The following is a 22,650-nucleotide window of genomic DNA, read 5'->3' as shown; positions in this document are numbered from 1 at the left end:
CCCGCTCGGGCTCGAACCCGTGCCGCTCCAGGACCTCCTGCGCGCGCGCGAGACCGGCGCCGCCGACGGCGACCACGCCGGCCGCGCTCAGCGCGATGGTGCGCGTCCTGGCCACTACTCGCCGCCCGACGTGCCGCCGGACACGCGCCGCTCGGGCTGGTACTTGGCGCACGCCTTCTGCGCAGCCTGGAACGTCGCGCCCTCCGGGTCCATCTCGGTGCCCTCCTTGCCCTCGACCAGCATCCGGCCGTCGGGTTCGGGATCGGGGAACCCGGTGACGCCGTGGTCGCGCATGCACTTGGAGAAGGCCCGCATCTTGGCGAGTTGCTCCGGATCGGGCTTCTTCGGCTTCCCGCCGTTGGGCATGAGGTGCGCGCACTTCTTCTGCGCGGCCTCGACCTTCCCGTTGGTGTCCGGACCGCCCCCGCCCGGCTTCGCGGACGAGCGGATCTCGACCCTGCCGTTCTTCGGGTCGGGCATGTCCACGCCGTTCTCGCGCATGCACTGGGCGAACTCGCGCATCTTCTGGTCGTCACCGGCCGCCTTGCCGGTGCCGCTCGCCGCGGCGTTCTGCTTCCCGCCCCCGCAGCCCTGCACCCCGAGGGCGAGGACCGGGACGAGCGCCAGCGCCGCGAGCGTCTCTCGTCGCATCGATCGGGCTCCTTGTCGTCTCCGCCGGACGGACCGCCGGCGGCGCACGCAAGTCCAGCCCGGAGCGGGTAACCCGGGCGTAACCGGATCGCGTTATGCCCGCGTTACGCCCGCTCCCCCAAGCTGGTCCCGGCGGAAGCGGGCGGGGACGGCGGGGCGGACAGGAGGACGGCGGACGTGCGGGTACTGATCGCCGAGGACGAGCGGATGCTCGCCGATTCGATCGCCGAGGGGCTGCGGGCCGAGGCGCTCGCCGTGGACGTGGTCTACGACGGGGACGCCGCGCTCGAGCGCCTCGGCGTGCACGACTACGACGTGCTCGTCCTGGACCGGGACCTGCCGGTCGTGCACGGCGACGACGTGTGCCGGGCGGTGGTGGAGTCGGGCGCGCTCGTGCGGGTGCTGATGCTGACCGCCGCCGTGGCCGTCCCGGCGCGGGTCGCCGGGCTGCGGCTCGGCGCGGACGACTACCTGACCAAGCCGTTCGCGTTCGAGGAGCTGGTGGCGCGGATCCAGGCGCTCGGCCGGCGGGCCCGCCCGGCCGCGCCGCCGGCGCTGGAGCGCGCCGGGATCCGGCTCGACCCGGCCCGCCGGGAGGTGTACCGCGACGGCCGGTACGTGCACCTGGCGCGCAAGGAGTTCGGGGTGCTCGCCGAACTGCTGCGCGCGCAGGGCGCGGTCGTGTCCGCCGAGCGGCTGCTGGAGAAGGTGTGGGACGAGCACACCGACCCGTTCACCAACACCGTCCGGGTGACGCTGATGAAGCTCCGCCGCAGGCTCGGCGATCCTCCGGTCATCGAGACCGTCCCGGGAGTGGGGTACCGGATTCCATGACGCACGTCACCGACCGGCTGCGGCCGACGATCCGGATGCGGCTCACCCTGCTCTACACCGGCCTGTTCCTGTGCGCCGGGATCGTCCTGCTGGGGCTGACCTACCTGCTGCTGAAGAGCAGCCTGCCGAGGCAGGCCGACCCGGTGGACGTGAACCGGGTCTTCGCGAGCGCCCCCTCGGAGTGGTCGCTCACGCCGCCGCCGGATGGGAGGCCCCCGGAGGCCACTGTCCAGAGGTTCGAGGGGGTGCTGACCCAGGAGCGGGAGAACTACCAGCGGGAGACGCTGAACGCGCTGCTCACCCAGGGCGGCGTCGCGCTCGGACTGGTGGCCGCGGCCGGCCTCGGGTTCGGCTGGCTGCTCGCCGACCGGGCATTGCGCCCCGTCCACACGATCACCGAGACGGCGCGGCGGGTGGCGCGCAGCCACGACCTCACCGAGCGGATCTCCTACGAGGGGCCGCGCGACGACGTCAAGGAGCTGGCCGACACCTTCGACACCATGCTCGGCCGGCTGGCGCGCGCGTTCGACGGCCAGCGGCGCTTCGTCGCGAACGCCTCCCACGAGCTGCGCACCCCGCTCGCCATCAACCGGACCCTCGTCGACGTCGCGGTGCGCCGCCCGGACGCCACCGACGACGTCAAACGGCTCGGCGAGTCGCTGCTGGTGGTGAACGGCCGGCACGAGCGCCTCATCGACGGGCTGCTCACGCTCGCCGGCTCGGAGAACGCCGTGGCGGACGCCGCGCCGCTCGACCTCGCGGACGTCGCCGGGCACGTCCTGGAGCAGGCCGGGCCCGAGGCCCGCGCCCGCGGCGTCACCACCGACCGCAGGCTCGGCCCGGCGCCCACGTCCGGCGATCCCGTGCTCGTCGAGCGGCTGGTGCAGAACCTGGTCGAGAACGCGGTCCGGCACAACCGCGACGGCGGCGAGCTGTCGGTCGCCACCCGCGGCCGGGACGGCTGGGCGGAGCTCACCGTCGCCAACACCGGGCCGGTGGTGCCCGGCTACGAGATCGAGACGATCTTCGAGCCGTTCCGGCGGCTCGGCAACGACCGGGTGCGGTCCGACCGCGGCGCCGGGCTGGGCCTGTCGATCGTCCGGGCGACCGCCACCGCGCACGGCGGCACGGTCACCGCCGTGCCGCGCCCCGGCGGCGGCCTCACCGTCACCGTCCGGCTGCCGTCCCGCGCGCCCGCCGGGGAACTCGCGGCGCCCGGGACGGGAGATCCGGCGCGATCGGGGTAGCGTCAGCGCAATGACCAGTGCGCAACTGCTCACCGACGGGTTCGGCAGGATCAGGGAGGTCGTCCACGGCGCGGTCGGCGGGCTCACCGCCGAGGAACTCGCGTACCGGCCCGCCGAGGGCGCCAACTCGATCGCGTGGCTCGGCTGGCATCTGACCCGCATCCAGGACGACCACGTCGCCGGCGCCGCCGGCACCGGCCAGGTGTGGACGGACGAGGGCTGGGCCGACCGGTTCGGCCTGCCGCTGGACGTCCTCGACACCGGGTACGGGCACGGCCCGGGCGAGGTCGCGGCGGTCGAGGTCGGGTCGGCGGACCTGCTGACCGGCTACCACGACGCCGTCCACGACCGGACGATCGAGTACGTGTCCGGGCTGACCGACGCCGACCTGGAGCGCGTCGTCGACCGCTCCTGGGACCCGCCCGTCACGCTCGCCGTGCGGCTCATCAGCGTGATCTCCGACGACCTGCAGCACGCCGGCCAGGCCGCCTACGTCCGCGGCCTGCTGGACGAGGGCTGAACGACGAGGGCTGAACGCGGCGCCGGCTAGGCGTCCCCGAGCGGGACGCGCCAGACGAGGACGGTGCCGCCGCCCGGCCGGTCCCGGGTGGTGAAGGACCCGCCGTGGCCCTCGGCGCGCTCGCGCATGTTGCGCAGGCCGCTGCGGCGGCCGCCCTCGGGGATGCCGGCGCCGTCGTCCTCGACCCGCAGGGTGAGGTCGTCGCCGACGTCGACGACCACGGCGGCCTCGGTGGCGCGTGCGTGCCGGGCCACGTTCGACAGCGCCTCCCGGACGACGGCGAGGAGGTCCTCGCCGACCGCGTCGCCGACGGCGGTGTCCAGCAGCCCGGCGAGCCGCACCGACGGGGCGAACCCCAGCCGCTCGGCGGCTTCGTCGACCACCCGGTGCGTCCGGCTGCGCAGCGACGCCTCGTCGGGCGGCGCCTGCAACGCGAAGATGGTGGAGCGGATCTGCCGGATGGTGTCGTCCAGGTCGTCCACCGCCCGCCGCACCCGCGTCGCCACCTCCGGCCGCTCGGAGATCTTGACGGCGGACATCAGCGTCATCGCGGTGGCGAACAGCCGCTGGATGACGGTGTCGTGCAGGTCCTTGGCGATCCGGTCGCGGTCCTCCAGCAGCGTCAGCCGCTCGGTGTCGCGGCGCCGGTCGGCCAGCTCCAGCGCGACCGCGGCCTGCCCGGCGAACGCCTCCAGCAGCCGCCGGGTCGCGTCGGTGAACGGCGCGCCGCCCGGCGGGTCGATCACCATGATCGTCCCGCGCGCGGCGGCGCCGGTGCCGAGCGGCACCACCAGCAGCGGCCCGACCGGCGCCTCCGCCGGCGCGCCCGCCTCCCGGACCGCCGCCGAGCCGTCGGGCAGCCGCAGCGCCGCCCCCTCGGCGAACACCTTCCCCGACACCGAGCTCTCCAGCGGCAGCCGCTTCCCCAGCAGGTGCCGGGCGCCGTCGCCGTCGACCGCCTCCACCACGGCCTCCCCGCGCGCCTCGTCCACCAGGGCCACGCCGCTCAGCCGCGCCCCGGCGATCTCCCGGGCGCGCCGGGCGACGAGGTCGATGACCTCGCCGGTGCCGGTGCCCGACAGCAGCGCCGTGGAGATCTCGGCGGACGCCTCCAGCCACCGCTCGCGGCGCCGCGTCTCCTCGTACAGCCGCGCGTTCTCGATGGCCACGCCCGCGGCCGTGGCCAGCGCGGTCACCACGACCTCGTCCTCGGCGTCGAACTCGCCGCCGCCGGCCTTCTCGGTCAGGTACAGGTTGCCGAACACCTCGTCCCGGACGCGGATCGGCACCCCGAGGAACGTCCGCATCGGCGGATGGTTCGGCGGGAACCCGTAGGAGTCCGGATGCTCGCCGAGGTCGGGCAGCCGGATCGGGTGCGGCTCGCGGATCAGCAGCCCGAGGATGCCGCGGCCGTGCGGCCAGTGCCCGATCGCCTCGGTCTCCGCCTCGCTCACCCCGGCCGTGACGAACCGGGCGAGCCGCTCGCCGTCGTCGCCGATGACGCCGAGGGCGCCGTAGCGGGCGTCGACCAGGGCGGTGGCGGCCTCGGTGATCCGCCGCAGCACGGTCTCCAGGTCGAGCTCGCCGCCGATCGAGACGACCGCCTCCAGCAGCGCGTGCACCCGGTCGCGGGTGGCGCGGGCGGTGTCCAGCCGCGCCTGCAGCTCGGCCAGCAGATCGTCCAGCTTCAGCTCCGGCAGGACGAGCCGTGCGCGTTCCTCCCCGGAGCGGGACTCCTCACTCACACCGCCAAGTATTCCGGCCGGGTCCGGGATGCCGGATTCAGGGCCGCGGTAACGGCCGGGGGCGCCCGGCCGCGGCGTCGGTGATGAGGCGGGACCAGCGGGCGCCGATGTGGTCCAGGTCATGGCGGCGCACCGACCGCAGCGCCTGCTCGCCGAGGCGGTCGCGCAGGGCCGGGTCGGTGATCAGCTTGCGCAGCGCCGCGGTGAGGGCGTCGACGTCGCCGTTCGCGACGAGCAGCCCGTCCGCTCCGTCGGTGATCAGCTCGGCGGGCCCGTGCGGGCAGTCGAACGCCACGACCGGCAGGCCCATCCCCATGGCCTCGATGACGACCATCGGCATGCCCTCGCGGCGGGAGGACAGCGCGTAGACCGACGCGCGCCGCATCTCGGCGGGCAGGTCGGGGGTGCGGGGGCGCAGCTCCACCCGGCCGGTCAGGCCGAGCTCGCCGATCATCGCGTGCAGCCGGTCCCGGCGGGCGCCCGACCCGAAGATGCGCAGCGTCCAGTCGGGATGCTCGGCGGCGATCGGCGCGAAGGCGCGCATCAGCAGGTCGAAGCCCTTGGTCCGGACGAGCCGCCCGGCGGCGAGCACGACCTCGTCCTCGCGCCGGGAGGGCGGGTCCGGCAGCGCCGGCGCGGCGTTCGGGATCCGCACGATGCGGACGCCGGCCCCGGCGAGCGCCCGCGCGTAGTCGGCGCGGGCGGCCTCGGTGAGCGTGGCGAGGACGGTCAGCCGCCGGTACCCGCGCACGACCTGCCGGTGGAGCGCGGGCTGGTAGGAGCCGAGGTTCATGTGGTCCTGCCCGATCACGGCGACGCCGCGCGGGGCGAGTTCGGCCGCCAGCAGGACGAGGGAGGGCCGGGTCCCGATGAGGACGTCGGCCGGCGTGCCGTACAGGATGCGGAGGAGCCGGACGTCCGTCCACAGGGTCATGTGGCGGAAGGACGCCTCGTCGGCCGGCACGAGGAGGCTCGGCAGCCGGCCCAGGAGCCGGGCGGGCCGGCTCCGCCGGGCGAACCGGTCGTCCGCGTAGGTGACCGCGACGCCCTCGGGCAGCGGGAAGAACGGCTTCTCATTGCCCTTCAGCACGCTGACGATCTCGACGTCGTGGTCGCGGGCCAGGTGGCCGCACAGGTTGAGCACGGTGCGGATCGTGCCGCCGGTGCCGTGCGCGTTCTGCAGGAGGACCCGCACGCGGAGCCGGTCGCCGCGGCGCGGCGGCCGCCGCCACCGCAGCGGGCGCAGTGTGAGGAGCGCCGCGCGGCGCAGGAATCGATGCGTCCTGCGCCGGACGCGGCGGCGAAATCGCAGCGGGCGTACCGGTTCGTTCACCTCGTCCCCGTTCGCAGACGGCCTTTTCCGGCCCTCTGCCCGTTCCAGGACGGGTCAACGCCAACCGGTGGTCAACGCCCTTCCCGGGCTTCCCCGGCGGCGGTCGGCCGCCGGGGACCGGGGACGGTCAGCCGGTGGTGACGCTGCGGTCGAGGGCGCTGCCCTTGACCCAGCGGCTCCACGACATCTCGTAGTAGCTCCAGCCGTTGTTCCAGTCCAGGCCCCGCTTGCTGCCGGTGATGATCACCGGGTCGCCGCGGTAGGAGAAGTTGTAGAACCAGCGGGCGTCGGCGGGCGGGGAGTTGACGCAGCCGTGGCTGACGTTCTGCCGGCCCTGCGCCCACACCGTGGAGGCCATCGAGTGGACGTACTCGCCGCTGTTGGAGATCCGCACCGCGAACGGGATGACCTCCTTGTAGCCGCCGTTCTTCTTGTCCTTGGGGTCGACGCCCATCCACTCCGACGTCATGATCGCCGGATTCTCCTTGCCCATCGTCAGGTGGATGCCGCTGGTGGTGAGGAAGGTGTCGACGCCGTTGACCACGCGGCCGCCGCGCCCGGCGCTGATCGGCCAGGAGCGGACCGTCTTCCCGTTCTCCTTGACGATGGCCTTCTTCTTCTTGGTGCTGATGTGCGTGATGTGCGAGTCGCCGATGCGGAAGGTGCGCGTGAAGTCGGTCATGCCGTAGGTCCGCTTGCCGGACCTGACGCCGGCCAGCCGGGCCTTGAGGGCGACCTTCTGGTTCGGCTGCCAGTACGTGCCGTTCTTCGTGCGGAAGACGACGGTGGTGTCGTTCATCCAGTACCACGCGCCGGTGGCGGGCTTGGTGGACTTGACCTCCAGGGCCTTCTCCACGGCCTTCTTGTCGGCGACCGCCCGGTTGAAGACGACCTGGATCGGCATGCCGACCCCGACCTTCTCGTTCTTGCCGGGGGTGACGTCGACGATCTCCAGCTGGTTCGCGGCCTTGGCGGTGGCGAACGAGGCGTTGACCGTGGCCGACTTGCCCTGCGGGCTCTTGGCGACCGCGGTGACCTCGTACTTGGCGCCGGGGCGCAGCGTCCGCGACTTCCAGCTGGTCTTGTCGGCGGCCATCTCGCCGGTCACCGGCCTGCCCTTGAGGGTGACGGTGACCTGCTCCAGCGTCCCGCCGACCGCGGTGACGACCACGCCCGCCTCCGGCTTGGCCTTGGTGTTGCCGTTGCCGGGGTCGATCGTCACCTGCGGGACGCTCGCGTCCCCCTTCTCCCCGACCGTCACGCCGGAGTCCTTCTCACCCCCGCTGCACGCGGTCGTGAAGACCAGCACGACCCCCGCGATTCCCGCGCCCGCCCGAACACCTGCGGAAACCCTCCGCTGCACCGCGACCTCCAGTGACCCCGCCGTCTACCACCAGCGACATTAGCGACAAAAGACGAGGATCATGCCACGACTTGGGGTTTTGGCCGGTGTCCGAGATCAAAGCGTTGCACGGCGGCGGCCCCGGCACGGGGCGCGGCCCTCAGCGCAGCGCGCTGCCCTCGCGCCACTTGTCGAAGGACAGCTGCCAGAAGCTCCAGCCGTTGTCGTACTCGACCTCGCGGTCGCTGCCCGTCAGCTTGATGATGTCGCCGCGCTGCATGATGTCGTAGTACCACTTGGCGTTGGCGGGGCTGATGTTCAGGCAGCCGTGGCTGACGTTCGCCGACCCCTGCGACCCGACCGACCAGGGCGCCGAGTGGACGTACTCGCCGCTGTTGGAGAAGCGGACCGCGTAGTTGACGACCGTCTTGTAGTAGCCGGGGTCGCCCTCCTTCCGGCCGGGCGAGATCATCGTGACGGGGTTGCCCTTCTCCATCAGGAGGTGGACGCCGCTGGTGGTGGTGTACTCCCGGGTCTGCCCGTTGCCGGCGCTGAACGGGATCGTGCGCAGCTTCTCGCCGTCCCGCGTCACGGTCATGCTGTGCTCGCCGATGTCGCCGGTCGTGACCTGCTTGGCGCCGATCGTGATCGCGGCCTGGGAGTCCTTGGCCCCGTACACGCCGCCGCCCGCGTTCACCCCGGCCAGGGCGGCGTTGAAGCGGACCGTCTGGTGCGGCTGCCAGTAGGTCTTCGTGCGGTAGACGACCTGGTCGGGCGCCAGCCAGCGCCAGGCGCCCTCGACGGGCTTCTCGGGGGTCACCCGCAGCGTCCGCTCGACGGCGGCCTTGTCGGTGACCGCGCGGTCGAACCGGACGAAGATCGGCATGCCGACGCCGACCTTCTCCCCCTTGAGGTTCGGGGTGACGTCCACGATCGACAGCGTCTTGGCGGGCTTCAGCGTGGTGAACGAGCTGGTCACCGTGCGGGCCTTGCCGCCGTCGCCCGCCTGCGCGGTGACGGTGTAGGACGTGCCGGGCGTCAGGGTCCGGGTGGAGCGCCAGGTCTTGCGGCCCTCGCCGTACGACCCGGTGATCGCGGCGCCCTCGCCCTGGACGGTGACGTCGCGCAGCTCGGCGCCGGAGGCCTTCACCTCGATGGTGCCGTCCGGCTTGACCTCGGCGGTCCCGTTGGCGGGGGTGATCGTCACGGCGGTGTCGGATCCGCCCGCGGCGAGCGCGCCCTCGCCGCCGATCGCGCAGCCGCTCACGAGCATCGCCACCGCGCCCGTGCCCCCGGCCAGCCCGAGGCCCACCCGACCCTTGATCGCCACAAATCCCCCAAATGCTCTTGATTCACCCCGTGCCCGGTGAATCTACCTGCATATGGAGACGCCCCGAACCCGGCGAAGGTTCGGGGCGCGCGGCGGGAGAACGCCGTTCAGGCGGCCGTCGTGGACGGGGCCGGCTCGCGGTTGATGCGCCGGACGAGGCGCTTGAAGCCCCACACCGACACGGCGATGCCGATCGCTCCCAGCCCGGCGACGATGCCGGTGCGGATCCACAGGTACATGCTGATCGACTGGTTGAACAGCATCCACAGGCTGACGCCGACGTTCGCCAGCAGCACCGCCGACCACAGCAGCGAGATCCGCAGGAAGAACCGGTGGACCCTGTCGTGCTTGTAGAAGGCGTCCGGGATCGGCGCCATGTCCTTGGCGAGCTTCATGGCGAGCGGCTTGCCGAGCGGCACCGAGGCCAGGAACGCCATGCTCACGCAGAGCGTGCCCAGGGTCGGCTGCAGGAAGTAGATGACCGCGCTGTGCGTGGCGGCCGCCAGGCCCGCGCGGACGGTCACGCCGACCGCGGCCAGCATCAGCATCCCCGACACCGGGTGGCCGCGCACGTAGCGGTAGATGATCCCGCCGTAGACCCAGGCCACGGCGGCGACCAGGGCGCCGTTCAGCCCCAGCAGCATGAGCGCGGCGTAGAACACCGCCACCGGGGCGATGACGCCCTCCACGAAGCGCGGGAGCGCGTGCATGAGCAGCGCGGTCACCCGCGGCAGCTCGAACACGTGCTGGCCGGGCTCCGCCGGCGTGGTCGCCGTTCGTTCCATCGAGTACTGTGCTCCCCGGTCGGCGTGCATGGACTCGGATGTGGTCACGATTCGCCCCACCGTACGTGATGATCCGCGCGAGTCCGTCCGTTTTCAAACGAACCGGCACGCGCGGCCTGTTCCCTCCTTAGTTCGGCCCCCGGCGCCGCGGGGTGCGGGCCGCGGCCGCATGCGGCCGGAATCGAACCGCCGCCCCGGCTTTGTTTCCGACTTTCGGCGTCCCTCACCTCGCTAATCGGGCGGAGACGGCTGGACGTCCCTGGCGGCGGCGTAAATCGCGCGCAGGGTCACCGCCACCGACGGCCTGCGCACGCTCGCGGTGCGGGTGACGGCGTAGACCTCGCGGGCGAGCGTGCACTCGGGGATGCGCCGGACCGCCACGCCCCGGTCCCCGGCGGCGAGGGCCAGCGCGGGCACCGCGGTGATGCCGATGCCCCGCGCCACCAGGCTGAGGATCGTGTGCAGCCCCTCGAACTCCCACGGCACCGGGCGGGCGCCGCCGACGGTGTCCAGCAGCCGCTCGACGGCCTGCCGGGACGGCTCGCCGGGCGGCGCGGCCATCCAGGGCTCCTCGCGGAGCCGCTCCAGGTCGACCGGGCGGGACGGGTCCGACATCGGGTGCGCCTCCGGCACGACCAGGACCAGCGGGTCGCGGCGCAGGTGGAAGAACTCCAGCGCGGCGGGCGCCTGGTCGGGGACCTTGCCCGTCCAGTCGTCGATGAGCGCGATGTCGACCTCGCCGCTCTGCACCTGGCGGATGCCCGCGCCGGGCACGGTCTGCCGCAGCACGAACGTCAGCCCGGGGTGCTCGCCCAGGCTGCGCGCCAGCGCGGGGGCGAAGGCGACGGCGGCGGTCGGGAACGCCGTGACCACGATCCGCCCGGAGGGGGCGTCGGCCTGCGCCGACAGCTCCGCCTCGGCCGCCTCGACCATGCCGAGGATCTCCTCGGCGCGCTCGGCCAGCCGGCGCCCGGCGTCGGTCAGCTCGGCGCTGCGGGCCGTCCGGTCCAGCAGCGGGACGCGGGCCTCCCGCTCCAGCACGGCCAGCTGCTGGGAGACCGCGGACGGGGTGTAGCCGAGGGCGGCCGCGGTCGCGGCGATGCTGCCGCGGCGGGCGAATTCGGCGAGCAGCCGCAGGCGGCGCAGTTCGAGCATCAGCTGAGCTTACGGTAACCATCGGTGAGACTCGCTTGTAATGATGCTTGCAGCGGGCAAGAGTTAGTCGAGCCCGGCCGGGCCGTACACACGGGGGTTCCACGGTTGCCCACCGTCACTTACGCATGCCCTTTGGAGCATTGATGCCTGCCCAGAACCAGTCAGCACCCGTCCGGCCGCTGTCGTTCGCGCCCCGCCCGGTCCCGCTCTCGGCGACGCTCGCGGTGAACGAGGCGATCGCCCGCAAGCGCAGGAAGGGCGAGCGCGTGCTCCCCCTCGGCTTCGGGGAGGCCGGGATCCCGATACATCCCGCCCTGGTCCGCGAGCTGGAGTCGGCCGCGGACCGGGGTGCCTACGGCCCGGTCGCCGGGTCGGCGGCGCTGCGCGCCGCCGCGGCCGGCTACTGGAGCCGGCGGGGGCTGCCCACCGACCCGGCCGCGGTCGTCGCCGGGCCCGGCAGCAAGCCGCTGCTGTTCGCCCTGCTGACCTCGCTGGGCGGCGACGTCGTGGTGGCGGCGCCGAGCTGGGTGAGCTACGCCGCGCAGGCGTCGCTGGCGGGCGCCGAGCCGATCCGCGTCGCGACCCCGCCGGGCGAGGGCGGCGTGCCGAGCCCGGCGCTGCTCGCCGACGCCGTGGTGCGGGCCCGCGCCCGGGGCCGCGAGGTCCGGGCCGTCGTGGTGACGCTGCCCGACAACCCGACCGGGACGCTGGCGTCCGAGGAGACCGTCCGGCGGCTGTGCGCGGTGGCGCGCGAGCACGACCTGGTCGTCGTCTCCGACGAGATCTACCGCGACCTGGTGCACGACCCGGCGCGGCGGGTGCCGAGCCCCGCGCTGTACGCGCCCGAGCGGACCGTGGTGACGACCGCGCTCAGCAAGAGCCTCGCGGCGGGCGGCTGGCGGCTCGGCGTCGCGCGGCTGCCGGACGGGCCGTTCGGCGGCGCGCTGCGCGACAGCCTGCTCGGGGTGGCGAGCGAGCTCTGGTCGAGCGCGCCGGCCCCCATGCAGCACGCCGCCGCCTACGCCTTCGCCGAGCCGCCCGAACTGGTGGAGCACGTCGACCGCAGCCGGCGGCTGCACGCCGCGGTCGCGGGCGCGGTCGCCGACCGGTTCGCCGCCGCCGGGGCGCTCGTCAAGCGCCCGGAGGCCGCCTTCTACGTCTACCCCGACTTCGGGCCGCTCCGGGACGTCCTGCACGAGAACCACGGCGTCCGCACGGCCGGCGACCTCACGCACCTGCTGCTGGACCGGTACGGGGTCGGCGTCCTGCCCGGCAGCTCCTTCGGCGACGCGCCCGCGGCGCTGCGGATGCGGGTGGCGCCGAGCCTGCTCTACGGGGAGGACGACGAGCAGCGCCGCGCGGCGCTCGCGTCCCCGGCGCCGACATCCCTGCCGTGGATCGCGAGCGCACTGGACCGCCTCGGCGAGGTGCTCGCCGATCTTTCGGTGAGCGTGACGGTCGGTGAGCCGGCGCTCACCTGACGCGAGAGAAAAGGAGGGCCGCGGGCCGCCGTAAAGGCGGTCCGCGGTCCGCCGTGTGAGGGGCCGGAAACGGACCGTCACCGCACGGAAACGGCGGCCGGGAACGGCCGTGTAAAGCTTCCCCGCCCGGTCCGACCGGCACGGATAAGCGTGGTGTAAGGTCCAACGACGCACGGGGCGAACGTCACTAATCGACCAGCGGCAGGGCATGGAGACGCCCGGCCGGCCTCGCCCGTGGTAAACCCAGGACGAGCGCGAAGTCACGTGAGTGATGAAAGAAGGCGAGGGGGCCCGTCATGAGGCATGCACGGGACGGGGCTGCCGCGGCGATGAGCGCCGCCTCCAGGATTCTGGTCGCGCGGGGCAAGAACGAGCCGCAGGAGATGGAGAACCCCGACGTCGCGTGGGGCCAGCGGGCCCGTGACGGTGTCTGGGTGCCGACCAGGGACGGCCAGCGCATCCACCTCGGCATCGACGCGACGGCCGCCGACACGGTCGCGCAGGTGCTGCGCCCCAGCCTGCGGGTCTTCGTCGGCGTGGACGTCGACACCGACATCGTCGCGCAGACCACCGCCGGCGGGGTGCGGCTGCTCACCGTGATCCACGGCCCCGACGCCCCCTCGGAGTTCCGATTCGCGGTCTCCCTGGCCGACGGGCTGGCCCTGGAGTCGATGCCGTCCGGCGGCTACGACGTCGTCCACCTGCGCTACGGCGCCACCGTGGGCCGCCTCTACAACCCGTGGGCCAGCGACTCGATGTTCCGCCAGGTGAAGGCCGACTACACGCTCGAGGGCACGGCCGTCACGATGCGCATCCAGCACACCGACGCCTATTACCCCGTCGTCGCCGACCCCCACTACGAGCGCTGACCGGCCGCCCCCGGCGCGGCCGCCGGTCAGGGGCGTGACCCCTGGGTCGTCGGGTCCTCGAAGTCGAGTTCCCGGCCGATCTCGCGGAGCGTCCCGGCGCCGATCCGGCCGTCGCGGTACAGGGACGAACAGCGCCGACTCCAGCAGGAACGTCAGGATCCGCCAGAACGTCGTGCCGGCCAGCCGCGACGCCGGCTGCAGCACGCCCTCCCCGCGCGTGCCGATGTAGAACCCGGCGGTGACGGTGGCGAGCACCCCGGAGACGCCGACGTGGTCGGCCGTGAAGCCACCGCCCAGCGCCTCCACCGCCAGCATGAAGATGGTGAGCGCGGCGCCGTCGTTGATCAGGCTCTCGCCCTCCAGGATCGTGACCATCCGGGGCGGGGCGCCGAGCCGCTGCATCACCGCGGTCGCGGCCACCGGGTCGGTCGGCGACACCGCCGCGCCGAACGCCAGCGCGGCGGCCCAGCCGACGTCCGGCACGAGCGCGTGGACGGTCGCCGCCACCGCGACCGTCGTGACGGTGGTGAGCCCGAACGCCAGCGTGAAGATCGGCACGGCGTCGGCGCGGGCCTCGCGCGGCGCGGTGAAGAAGGCCGCGTGGTAGAGCAGCGGCGGCAGGAAGCCGAGCAGGACCAGCTCGGGCGGGACGACCACGCCGGGCAGCGCGGGCACGAACCCGGCGGCCATGCCGAGCAGGACCAGCAGGATCGCGCGGGTGGAACGTTCCGGCCGGATCGGGCCACCGGGCGCGCCCGCGCGGTGCGCCGGGGCGGACCCCTGCGGGCGCGGCCGGCGTCATAGGGTGGGGGCCACGGGCCGCGTTCCGGCCCCGGCGAGGGCGCCGGGAGCACGACCGCCCCGGTCCCCCGAGACTGGAGTCATCGTGATCTTCACTCATGACACCGAGCACGCGCTCGCCGTCGTCGTCGACCTGATCAACACCGGCGCGGCGACGTCCGGCGCCGAGGAGCTCGGCGGGCTGCCCGGCCTGCGCGCGTTCGTGGACCGCAACTCCTTCAGCGACGTGGACCAGCTCACCGAGGCCGACCTCGTCCGCGTGCTGGACCTGCGCGCGCGGTTCCACGAGGTGTTCCGCGCCGGCGGCGTCCCGGCCGCCGTCCGGCTGATCAACGAGATCGTCGGCGAGGTCCGCACCACCCCGCACCTGACCGACCACGACGGCTACGACTGGCACGTGCACTTCTTCGCGCCGGGTGCCCCGCTCGGCGAGCACCTGGCCGCCGACTGCGGCATGGCGCTGGCGTACGTCGTGGCGGCGGGCGAGCTGGACCGGCTGCGCACCTGCGAGGCGCCGGACTGCTCACGCGTGCTCGTCGACCTGTCCCGCAACCGCTGCCGCCGCTACTGCGACAGCCGCACCTGCGGCAACCGCATGCACGTCGCCGCCTACCGGGCCCGCCAGCGCGAAGCCGCGCACTGACGGCGCACGGAGCGGAGCGCCGGCGAAACGGAGGGCGCTGTCAGTCCCCCGGGGGTGCGGAGGTCGTCCCGAGGTCGGCGACCGCTGCCAGGGCGCGGCGGGCGGCGGCGACGTCGTGGACGCGGAAGACGCGGGCGCCGAGCAGCGCGGACACCCCCAGCACGGCCATGGTGCCGACGCCGCGCCGGTCGACGGGGCGGCCGAGCGTCTCACCGATGAAGTCCTTGTTGGACACCGCGACCAGTACCGGCCATCCGGTGGCGGTCAGCTCGCCGAGCCGCCTCGTGATCTCCAGCGACTGGCGGGTGTTCTTGCCGAAGTCGTGGGCGGGGTCGATGAGGATCGCGTCGCGCGGCACCCCGAGCGCGGCGGCGCGCTCGGCCTCGGCGGTCACGTGCGCGACGACGTCGGCCACGACGTCGTCGTAGCCGACCCGGTGCGGGCGGGTGCGGGGCTCCAGGGCGCCGGCGTGCGCGCAGACCAGGCCGATGCCGTGCGCGGCGGCGACCTCGGCCAGCCGCGGGTCGGGCCCGCCCCAGGTGTCGTTGAGCAGGTCGGCGCCGGCGCGGGCGACCACCTCGCCGACCTCGGCGCGCCAGGTGTCGACGCTGATCACCACGCGGGGGTGCCGCTCGCGGACGGCGGCGACGAGGTCCACCACGCGGCGCAGCTCCTCGGCGACGCCGACGTCCTCGCCGGGCCCGGCCTTCACACCGCCGATGTCGACGATGTCGGCGCCCTCGGCGACGGCCCGGTCGACGGCCTCCAGCGCCGCGCCGAAGCCGTAGGTGGCGCCCCTGTCGAAGAACGAGTCGGGCGTGCGGTTCACCACCGCCATGATCGCGCGGGGTCCGACCTCGCGCCCGTTCAGCCGCAGCGGCGGCGCGTCCGGAGAGCTCATGATGGGTCTCACCGTGGCATACGGGCGGCCCGGCGGGCGAACCAGAAGTGAATTCGGTTCAAACGGTGCCCTCCCTCGTCATCGCCCCTCCGTGGTCGGTAATCTCATAAATCACGCTCGTTACGGGTTCCACCCGTGGTGGGCCCCACATCGGACCTATTTCAGCCATGGAGGATCCGCTGTCCAGGCGAGCACTCATCACCGGCATCACCGGACAGGACGGCTCGTATCTGGCCGAGCATCTGCTTGAGCTGGGATACGAGGTCTGGGGCCTGGTGCGGGGGCAGGCGAACCCCCATGTGTCGCGGCTGCGCAAGCACATCGGCGACGTGCAGATCACCACCGGCGACCTGCTGGATCAGGGCAGCCTGATCTCGGCGGTGGAGCGGGTGCAGCCCGACGAGGTCTACAACCTGGGCGCGATCTCCTACGTGCCGATGTCGTGGCAGCAGGCCGAGCTCACCGCCGAGGTCACCGGGATGGGCGTGCTGCGCATGCTGGAGGCCATCCGCGTGGTGTCGGGCATCAGCCCGTCCCGCACGCCGGGCCGCGAGCAGATCCGCTTCTACCAGGCGTCGTCCTCGGAGATGTTCGGGATGGTCCGGGAGACGCCGCAGAACGAGCGGACCCCGTTCCACCCGCGCAGCCCCTACGGGGTCGCGAAGAGCTACGGGCACTACATCACGCAGAACTACCGCGAGTCCTACGGGATGTTCGCGGTCAGCGGCATCCTGTTCAACCACGAGTCGCCGCGCCGCGGCGCCGAGTTCGTGACGCGGAAGGTGTCGCTGGGCGCGGCCCGCATCAAGCTGGGCCTGGCCAAGGAGCTGCGCCTCGGCAACCTGGACGCGCGGCGCGACTGGGGCTACGCGGGCGACTACGCGCGCGCGATGCGGCTGATGCTCGCGCAGGACGCCCCGGAGGACTTCGTCATCGGAACGGGCCAGACCCAGTCGGTGCGGGAGCTGGTGGAGTTCGCGTTCCGCACGGCGGGCCTCAACTGGGAGGACCACGTCGTCCTGGACGCCAAGTACACCCGTCCCGCCGAGGTCGACCTGCTGTGCGCGGACCCGAAGAAGGCCCGCGAGCAGCTCGGCTGGGAGCCGGAGGTCACGTTCGAGGGCCTGGTGACCATGATGGTCGAGTCGGACCTGCGGCTGCTGTCGCAGTCCGCGCGGCCGGAGGACGAGCCGTTCAGCCCGGACCACTGGTAAGCATCTGATGCACGCGTGGCACGATGCATATATGGCCACTTGTGAGCATGTGCAGTCCCTTCCGGCGGTGGATCCGTCCCCGAACACCCCGCAGGGGTGCCAGGAGTGCCTGGCGGAGGGCACTCGGTGGGTGCACCTGCGGCTGTGCCTCGCCTGCGGTCACGTGGGCTGCTGCGACTCCTCCCCGATGCGGCACGCGACCGCGCACTTCCACAAGGAGGGGCACCCGATCGTCCGGTCGTTCGAGCCGGGCGAGGACTGGCGCTGGTGCTTCGCCGATGAACTGATCGTCTGATGCCGGACGTCCCCCTGCGCAGCGGGCCGGGACGGTGGATCCTGCTCGCGACCGTGCTGGGGTCGGGCATCGCGCTGCTGGACTCCACGGTCGTGAACGTCGCGCTGCCCGCGCTGGCGCGCGACCTGCACGCCGACATCGCCGGGCTGCAGTGGACGGTGAACGCCTACACGCTGACCCTCGCCGGCTTCATCCTGCTCGGCGGGTCGCTGGGCGACCGGTTCGGGCGGCGCCGGGTCTTCCTCATCGGCGTGGTGTGGTTCGCGATCGCCTCCGTGCTGTGCGGGCTGGCGCCGAACATCGAGACGCTGATCCTCTCGCGGGCGCTGCAGGGCGTCGGCGGGGCGCTGCTCACCCCGGGCTCGCTGGCGATCATCCAGGCGTCGTTCGCCGCCGACGACCGGCCCCGCGCGGTCGGCGCCTGGTCCGGGCTCGGCGGCGTCGCGAGCGCGATCGGGCCGTTCGCGGGCGGCTGGCTGGTCGAGGCCGCCGGCTGGCGGTGGGTGTTCCTGCTGAACGTGCCGCTGTCCGCCGTGGTGGTGCTGGTGGCGGTGCGCCACGTCCCGGAGAGCGTCGACCCGGACGCGCACGGCCGCTTCGACGTGCTCGGCGCCGTGCTGGCGGCGCTCGCGCTGGCCGGGACGACGTACGCGCTCACCGAGGCGCCCGGCGGGAACGCCGCGCCGCCGGTGATCGGCACCGCCGCCGTCCTCGGCATCGCGGCCGCCGCCGCTTTCGTGCTGGTCGAGCGGATGCGCGGCAAGGGGCGGCACCTGCCCGGCGCGCGGCGGCGGGCGGCGCCGCAGCCGATGCTGCCGCTCGGCGTGTTCTCCTCCCGGCAGTTCTCCGCCGTCAACGTCGTCACGTTCCTCATGTACGGCGGGATGGGCGTGATGTTCTTCCTCGTCGTCGTGAACCTCCAGGTGGTGTCCGGGTTCTCGCCGATCGCGGCGGGCACGGCGCTGCTGCCGGTGACCCTGCTGATGCTGCTGCTGTCGGCGCGGGCGGGCGCGGTCGCCCAGAAGATCGGCCCGCGGCTGCCGATGACCGCGGGGCTGGTGGTCGCCGCGGTCGGGATGCTGCTCGTCGGGCGGCTCGGCGAGGGCACCTCCTACGTCCGGGACGTGCTGCCCGCCGTGGTGGTGTTCGGGCTGGGGCTGTCGGCGGTGGTCGCGCCGCTCACCGCCACCGTCCTCGCCACCGCCGACGTCCGGCACGCGGGGGTGGCCAGCGGCGTCAACAACGCGGTGGCGCGGGCCGCCGGGCTGCTGACGGTCGCGGCGATCCCGCCGCTGGCGGGGCTGACCGGCGACGCCTACAACAACCCGGCGGACTTCTCCCACGGGTTCCAGATCGCGATGGCGGCGAGCGCCGTGCTCCTCGTCGCCGGCGCCGTGCTCAGCTTCTTCACCATCGGGAACGACGCGCTGCGCACCCCGGCCGGGGCGGCGGTGGAACCGGAGTGCAGGAGCCACTGCTCGGTCGCCGCCCCGCAGCTGCAGCCGGAGCCGGACACCGTCCCGGCCGCCGAGGCCGGCGGCCCGCCGGGCACGCGGAGCTGACCGGCGGGCGATTCCCCGGGCCGATTCCGGCATGTCCGGGACCGGAGCTGTTCGTTGGCATACGGTCGGCACATGAATCTGCGGCAGCTGCGCTATGTCGTGGCGACCGCCGACCACGGCACGATGACGTCGGCGGCCCAGGCTCTCTACGTGGCCCAGCCCGCGCTGTCGCGGGCGGTCCGCGAACTGGAGCGCGAACTCGGCGTGGAGCTGTTCGCCCGCTCCGGCCGCGGCGTGGTCCTCACCCCCGAGGGCGAGCAGGTCGTCCGGCAGGCCCGGATCGCGCTCGGCGCCGTCGAGGCGATCGAGGGGCTGTCGGTCGCCCGGGCCAACGGGCGCGGCACGGAGCTGCGCATCGCGGTCACCGCGTCGCTGGAGCCGGAGCTGACCGGCCGGCTCGTGCCCGGCTTCGCCCGCCGCCAGCCGGCCGTCCGGGTCCGGGTGGTGCGCTGCGCGGACCGCGACGCCGTCGCGGCGGCGCTGCGCGCGGGCCGCGCCGACCTCGGGCTCACCGACCTGCCCGTGCCCGGCGACCTGTCGGCGCACCCGTTCGAGCAGCGCGAGGTGGTGCTGGTCTCGCCGCCCGGGCTGCGGGTCCGCGAGCCGGTGCCGCCGGCCGCGCTGGACGGCATGCGGCTCGTGCTGCCCGCCGCCGGCGGCCCCCGCCGCGCCGAGATCGACGCGGTGCTGCGCCGCGCCGGCGCGACCCCGGTCGCCGCGGTCGAGTCCGACGAGCGGAGCGCGTGGCTCGGCTGGGTCCGCGCCGGGATGGGCTCCCTGCTCTGGTACCGCAACCAGCTCGACGACACCGAGGGGGTGGCGGTCCGCTCGTTCATGCCGCCGATCACCCGCATGATCGGGCTCGTCCACGCGCACCGCCGGCTGCCGCCCACGGCGCGCGACTTCCTCGCCTTCGCCAAGGAGACCGGCCGCGACGCGCACCGCTGACCGGCGGCGGCGTCCCCGGCCGAGTGCGGGACGCCGGACATGCCATGATCTGGCGGGTGGAGACGACGCACGCACTCTGGCTGCTGGCCATCCCGGTCGGGGCCCTGGCGGTGGCCGCCGGGGCGCGGCGCGCCGGGCTGCCCGCCCCGCTGATCCTGGTGATCGCGGGCCTGGGGTTCTCGTTCGTCCCCGGGGTCCCCGAGTTCGAGCTCGACCCGGAGTTCGTGCTGTACGTGTTCCTGCCGCCGCTGCTGTTCGCGGCGGCCTGGCAGAGCTCCTTCAGCAACCTGCGCGACAACGTCTGGTCGATCGGGCTGCTGTCGGTGGGCCTGGTGCTGTTCACCGTGTTCGCCGTGGGCTACGCGGCGCACCTGCTCGTCCCCGGGCTGCCGCTCCCGGCGGCGTTCGTGCTCGGCGCGATCGTGGCGCCGCCGGACGCGGTCGCGGCGGTGAGCGTCGCGCAGCGCCTCGGCCTGCCCCGCCGGACGACGACGGTGCTGGTCGGCGAGAGCCTGTTCAACGACGCGACGGCGCTGACGGCGTTCCGGGTGGCGCTGATCGCGGCGACCGGCGCCGGGTTCACGCTGATGGAGGGCGTCGGGCGGTTCCTGTTCGCCGCGGCCGTCGGCGCGGCGGTCGGGCTGCTGCTCGGCCCGCCGCTGCACTGGCTGCGGACCCGGCTGAAGGACCCGCTCGTGGAGAACGGCATCGCGCTCGTGGCGCCGTTCGCCGCCTACCTGCTCGCCGAGACCGTGCACGCCTCCGGGGTGATCGCGGTGGTCGTCAGCGGCCTGTACCTCGGCCACCGGGCCACCGAGTCGGCGGCGGTGACCCGGCTGATCGGCCGCTCGTTCTGGAAGGTCATGGTCTTCCTGCTGGAGTCGGTGGTCTTCCTGCTCATCGGGCTGCAGCTGCCGCCGGTCGTGCACGGCCTGTCGGACCGGAGCTGGCAGCAGCTGGCCTGGTGGGCGGTCGCGGTCTTCGCGGTCACCGTCGCGGCCCGCTTCGTGTGGGTGTTCCCCGCCTCCCGGCTCCCCCGGCTGCTGTCGCGGCGGGAGCGGGAGAGCGAGGACCCGGGCTGGCGCGGCCTCACGGTGGTGTCGTGGGCCGGGATGCGCGGGGTGGTGTCGCTCGCGGCGGCGTTCGCGATCCCGTTCACCGCGTCCGGCGAGCCGTTCCCGGGCCGCGACCTGATCCTGTTCCTGACGTTCACGACCGTCCTCGGGACGCTGCTCGTGCAGGGGCTCACGTTCCCGGCGCTCATCCGGGTGCTGCGCATCGGCGGGGACCGCGAGCGCTACACCGACACCGTCGCGGAGGCCGGGGCCCAGCACGCGGCGGCGCGGGCGGCGCTGGAGCGGCTGGAGGAGCTGAACGCCGCCGAGGCGCTGGACGCGGCGGTGGTGGAGCGGCTCCGGCAGCTCGCCGAGCACCGGCAGCTGCGCGCCTGGGAGCGGCTCGGCGGCGGGACCGGCCCTGCGGGCGAGGAGGTGCCGACGGCGACGTACCGGCGGCTGCGGCGGGAGATGCTGGCGGCCGAGCGCGAGGTGTTCGTCCGGATGCGGGACGAGCGGCGCATCGACGACGCGGTGCTGACCCGCGTCATGCACGAGCTCGACCTGGAGGAGGTCGCGCTCGACCGCGACTGAGCGGCCGGTGCGGGGCCGGAGCCCCGGCCGCGGCGGGCACCGCGGCCGGGGCTCCGGTCAGGACGACCCGTTGAGGGGCTGCTCGGGCAGCTCGACGGCGTAGGACTCCTTCACCACGTCCAGGTGGTGCCAGGACTCCCGCACCGTCGCGCCGGGCACCGAGCGGACGGCGTCGAGCACGGCCACCAGCTCGCGGCGGGACGCCGCCTCGGCCTGCCCGACGATGTCGTACCGGCCGAAGCCGGTCGCCAGGTAGCGGACGCCGTCCTGGGCGGCGACCGCGTCCGCGACCTTCCGCAGCCCGCCGCTCACCACCAGGCCGAAGCCGCCGAGCTCGGCGGCGCCGAGGGCGAGCGGGTCGGCCAGCCCGGTGACCTGGATGACGCCGGTGCGCATGAGCCGGACCACCCGGGCCCGGGTGGCGGCCTGCGACAGCCCTATGACGTGCGCGAGCCGGGTGTAGGGGGCCCGCCCGTCCCGCTGCAGCTCGTGCAGGAGCCGCCAGTCGATGTCGTCGAGGGTGACCTCGCCGAGCTCGCGCACCACCGAGTGCTTGTCGCGCACGGTGGACACCGACCGGAACACCTCCGCCGCGCGCACTCCGGGGAGGGACCGGATGTGGTCCACCTCGGCCGCGAGCGCGGCGTCGTCGCGCGTCCGCACCTGGGCGACCGCGTCGTACGGTCCGGCGGTCAGCGCGGCGAAGCAGACGGCGGGCCGCTCGGCGACGGCCTCGGCCACCTCCCGGGCGGAGCCGTCCACGGTGACCGAGACGTGTCCGATCGCCTCCGCGCCGACCACGGCCGCGTGCACGATGCCCACGACGCGGACGACCTGCGTTTCGAGAAGGTGCTGCACCCGTGCCCGCACGGCCGTGCGGGAAAGCCCGACGCGATCGGCGAGCGCCTGGAACGTCGCCCTGCCATCCCGCTGGAGCTCGCGGACGAGCACGGCGTCGACCGCATCCAGCACGGCTCTCCTCCTCGACGTGTCATGAATCGGTTTGTCGGCAACTGCAAGATCATTCCATTTCAGGACGGTAGGACGTCAAATATTGATCTTGCCCGTGTTCGCCATGCCCGGCGGCCGTCGAAGCGTCGGCGACCGGATCGGCACGGCGACGTTTCCGGCGCCGTGAAAACCGGTACGGCAGCGCAACGCTGCCGGACGGGGGCACGGCGGGCCCGGACCGGGCGGGGGGCGCGCGGGGTGGTGCCGGTCACTCCGGAAGGCGGCCGCGCGGGCGGCGGCCACGAGGGCCTTACCGTCGTAGCGGATCACCACGGGCAGCCGGGACGCGTCCAGTCCCGCCTCACGCAGCAGGCGCCGGCCGCGTTCCTCATCG

22 protein-coding genes and 1 pseudogene are annotated in these 22,650 nt (G+C 73.9%); 12 read left to right on the top strand and 11 right to left on the bottom strand.

Translation table 11 applies throughout. The features are described from left to right. Positions 1–114: 114 nt before the first annotated feature. On the bottom strand, positions 115–651 hold the full coding sequence (locus AB0K34_RS39115) for a hypothetical protein (RefSeq protein WP_138641590.1): 537 nt from the start codon (positions 649–651) through the stop codon (positions 115–117). 177 nt (positions 652–828) lie between these two features. Between AB0K34_RS39115 and AB0K34_RS39110 the strand changes: the two genes are divergently transcribed. The 3 genes from AB0K34_RS39110 to AB0K34_RS39100 are packed head-to-tail and all read left to right on the top strand — an operon-like array spanning position 829 to position 3,252. After that, positions 829–1,485, top strand: a complete 657-nt coding sequence (locus AB0K34_RS39110; protein ID WP_138641591.1) for a response regulator transcription factor — start codon at positions 829–831, stop codon at positions 1,483–1,485. After that, positions 1,482–2,732: a HAMP domain-containing sensor histidine kinase gene (locus AB0K34_RS39105; RefSeq protein ID WP_364553799.1), complete on the top strand. Its 1,251-nt coding sequence runs from the start codon at positions 1,482–1,484 to the stop codon at positions 2,730–2,732. Before AB0K34_RS39110 ends, AB0K34_RS39105 begins: the two co-directional genes overlap by 4 nt. A 10-nt stretch (positions 2,733–2,742) precedes the next feature. Continuing rightward, positions 2,743–3,252 carry a DinB family protein gene (locus AB0K34_RS39100; protein WP_364553797.1) on the top strand — a complete coding sequence of 170 codons (510 nt, stop codon included), beginning with the start codon at positions 2,743–2,745 and terminating at the stop codon, positions 3,250–3,252. A 26-nt stretch (positions 3,253–3,278) separates the two neighbouring features. Here AB0K34_RS39100 and AB0K34_RS39095 read toward each other — a convergent pair whose 3' ends face one another. The 6 genes from AB0K34_RS39095 to AB0K34_RS39070 form a co-directional block, all read right to left on the bottom strand. After that, the gene (locus AB0K34_RS39095) at positions 3,279–4,997 is read right to left on the bottom strand and encodes a GAF domain-containing sensor histidine kinase (protein ID WP_364553795.1); all 1,719 of its coding nucleotides are present in this window, start codon (positions 4,995–4,997) and stop codon (positions 3,279–3,281) included. A gap of 37 nt (positions 4,998–5,034) precedes the next feature. Then, on the bottom strand, positions 5,035–6,330 hold the full coding sequence (locus AB0K34_RS39090) for a glycosyltransferase family 4 protein (RefSeq protein ID WP_364553793.1): 1,296 nt from the start codon (positions 6,328–6,330) through the stop codon (positions 5,035–5,037). A gap of 127 nt (positions 6,331–6,457) precedes the next feature. Continuing rightward, positions 6,458–7,591, bottom strand: a complete 1,134-nt coding sequence (locus AB0K34_RS39085) for an Ig-like domain-containing protein (protein WP_240807754.1) — start codon at positions 7,589–7,591, stop codon at positions 6,458–6,460. A 241-nt stretch (positions 7,592–7,832) separates the two neighbouring features. Continuing rightward, positions 7,833–9,002 (bottom strand): Ig-like domain-containing protein, encoded by a 1,170-nt coding sequence (locus AB0K34_RS39080; RefSeq protein WP_364553791.1) that lies wholly within the window; start codon positions 9,000–9,002, stop codon positions 7,833–7,835. Between the two features lie 107 nt (positions 9,003–9,109). After that, a complete protein-coding gene (locus AB0K34_RS39075; protein ID WP_240807755.1) occupies positions 9,110–9,835 on the bottom strand; it encodes a VC0807 family protein in 726 nt (241 codons plus the stop codon). Between the two features lie 183 nt (positions 9,836–10,018). Next, positions 10,019–10,942, bottom strand: a complete 924-nt coding sequence (locus tag AB0K34_RS39070) for a LysR family transcriptional regulator (protein WP_364553790.1) — start codon at positions 10,940–10,942, stop codon at positions 10,019–10,021. A 143-nt stretch (positions 10,943–11,085) separates the two neighbouring features. Here AB0K34_RS39070 and AB0K34_RS39065 point away from each other — a divergent pair, with 143 nt between their 5' ends. Then, complete coding sequence (locus tag AB0K34_RS39065; RefSeq protein ID WP_364553789.1) at positions 11,086–12,423, top strand: pyridoxal phosphate-dependent aminotransferase; 1,338 nt, start codon at positions 11,086–11,088, stop codon at positions 12,421–12,423. Positions 12,424–12,719: 296 nt separating this feature from the next. Further along, positions 12,720–13,292 (top strand): hypothetical protein, encoded by a 573-nt coding sequence (locus AB0K34_RS39060; RefSeq protein WP_138637468.1) that lies wholly within the window; start codon positions 12,720–12,722, stop codon positions 13,290–13,292. A 282-nt stretch (positions 13,293–13,574) separates the two neighbouring features. On the opposite strand, the pseudogene AB0K34_RS39055 reads toward AB0K34_RS39060, so the two are convergent. Continuing rightward, positions 13,575–13,982, bottom strand: a pseudogene (locus AB0K34_RS39055) (cation:proton antiporter); the annotation flags it as partial. On the opposite strand from AB0K34_RS39055, the gene AB0K34_RS39050 reads away from it, so the two are divergent. Then, a complete protein-coding gene (locus AB0K34_RS39050) occupies positions 13,893–14,096 on the top strand; it encodes a hypothetical protein (RefSeq protein WP_138637469.1) in 204 nt (67 codons plus the stop codon). The pseudogene AB0K34_RS39055 and the gene AB0K34_RS39050 overlap by 90 nt on opposite strands. A gap of 82 nt (positions 14,097–14,178) precedes the next feature. Further along, positions 14,179–14,736: a CGNR zinc finger domain-containing protein gene (locus AB0K34_RS39045; RefSeq protein WP_138637470.1), complete on the top strand. Its 558-nt coding sequence runs from the start codon at positions 14,179–14,181 to the stop codon at positions 14,734–14,736. Between the two features lie 40 nt (positions 14,737–14,776). Here AB0K34_RS39045 and folP read toward each other — a convergent pair whose 3' ends face one another. Then, a complete protein-coding gene (folP, locus tag AB0K34_RS39040) occupies positions 14,777–15,637 on the bottom strand; it encodes a dihydropteroate synthase (protein WP_364553787.1) in 861 nt (286 codons plus the stop codon). A gap of 179 nt (positions 15,638–15,816) precedes the next feature. Here folP and AB0K34_RS39035 point away from each other — a divergent pair, with 179 nt between their 5' ends. The 5 genes from AB0K34_RS39035 to AB0K34_RS39015 all read left to right on the top strand — a co-directional run bounded on the left by AB0K34_RS39035 (position 15,817) and on the right by AB0K34_RS39015 (position 21,305). Then, positions 15,817–16,851 (top strand): GDP-mannose 4,6-dehydratase, encoded by a 1,035-nt coding sequence (locus AB0K34_RS39035; RefSeq protein ID WP_138637479.1) that lies wholly within the window; start codon positions 15,817–15,819, stop codon positions 16,849–16,851. Positions 16,852–16,918: 67 nt separating this feature from the next. Next, complete coding sequence (locus tag AB0K34_RS39030) at positions 16,919–17,146, top strand: UBP-type zinc finger domain-containing protein (RefSeq protein ID WP_240807757.1); 228 nt, start codon at positions 16,919–16,921, stop codon at positions 17,144–17,146. Then, positions 17,146–18,708: an MFS transporter gene (locus AB0K34_RS39025; RefSeq protein WP_364553785.1), complete on the top strand. Its 1,563-nt coding sequence runs from the start codon at positions 17,146–17,148 to the stop codon at positions 18,706–18,708. The genes AB0K34_RS39030 and AB0K34_RS39025 overlap by 1 nt, the downstream gene beginning before the upstream one ends. A 72-nt stretch (positions 18,709–18,780) precedes the next feature. Further along, on the top strand, positions 18,781–19,656 hold the full coding sequence (locus AB0K34_RS39020; protein WP_138637474.1) for a LysR family transcriptional regulator: 876 nt from the start codon (positions 18,781–18,783) through the stop codon (positions 19,654–19,656). 56 nt (positions 19,657–19,712) lie between these two features. Next, a complete protein-coding gene (locus tag AB0K34_RS39015) occupies positions 19,713–21,305 on the top strand; it encodes a Na+/H+ antiporter (RefSeq protein ID WP_364553783.1) in 1,593 nt (530 codons plus the stop codon). 57 nt (positions 21,306–21,362) lie between these two features. Here the strand turns inward: AB0K34_RS39015 and AB0K34_RS39010 are convergent, their stop codons facing one another. Next, on the bottom strand, positions 21,363–22,277 hold the full coding sequence (locus AB0K34_RS39010) for an Lrp/AsnC family transcriptional regulator (protein ID WP_138637476.1): 915 nt from the start codon (positions 22,275–22,277) through the stop codon (positions 21,363–21,365). 75 nt (positions 22,278–22,352) lie between these two features. Further along, positions 22,353–22,650 (bottom strand): hypothetical protein (locus tag AB0K34_RS39005; protein ID WP_364553781.1); only part of this gene is annotated, 298 nt, incomplete at its 5' end.

The sequence above is a fragment of the Actinomadura sp. NPDC049382 genome (assembly GCF_040677125.1).
GTDB lineage: Bacteria > Actinomycetota > Actinomycetes > Streptosporangiales > Streptosporangiaceae > Spirillospora > Spirillospora geliboluensis.
This window is presented reverse-complemented; position numbering and strand designations above follow the sequence as displayed.

Bases quoted from the DNA above. Each gene is read 5' to 3' on its own strand.
- AB0K34_RS39060 (WP_138637468.1), top strand. From the start codon at position 12,720: ATGAGGCATGCACGGGACGGGGCTGCCGCGGCGATGAGCGCCGCCTCC.
- AB0K34_RS39020 (WP_138637474.1), top strand. From the start codon at position 18,781: ATGAATCTGCGGCAGCTGCGCTATGTCGTGGCGACCGCCGACCACGGC.
- AB0K34_RS39065 (WP_364553789.1), top strand. From the start codon at position 11,086: ATGCCTGCCCAGAACCAGTCAGCACCCGTCCGGCCGCTGTCGTTCGCG.
- AB0K34_RS39025 (WP_364553785.1), top strand. From the start codon at position 17,146: ATGCCGGACGTCCCCCTGCGCAGCGGGCCGGGACGGTGGATCCTGCTC.
- AB0K34_RS39070 (WP_364553790.1), bottom strand. From the start codon at position 10,942: ATGCTCGAACTGCGCCGCCTGCGGCTGCTCGCCGAATTCGCCCGCCGC.
- AB0K34_RS39105 (WP_364553799.1), top strand. From the start codon at position 1,482: ATGACGCACGTCACCGACCGGCTGCGGCCGACGATCCGGATGCGGCTC.
- AB0K34_RS39100 (WP_364553797.1), top strand. From the start codon at position 2,743: ATGACCAGTGCGCAACTGCTCACCGACGGGTTCGGCAGGATCAGGGAG.
- AB0K34_RS39115 (WP_138641590.1), bottom strand. From the start codon at position 651: ATGCGACGAGAGACGCTCGCGGCGCTGGCGCTCGTCCCGGTCCTCGCC.
- folP (WP_364553787.1), bottom strand. From the start codon at position 15,637: ATGAGCTCTCCGGACGCGCCGCCGCTGCGGCTGAACGGGCGCGAGGTC.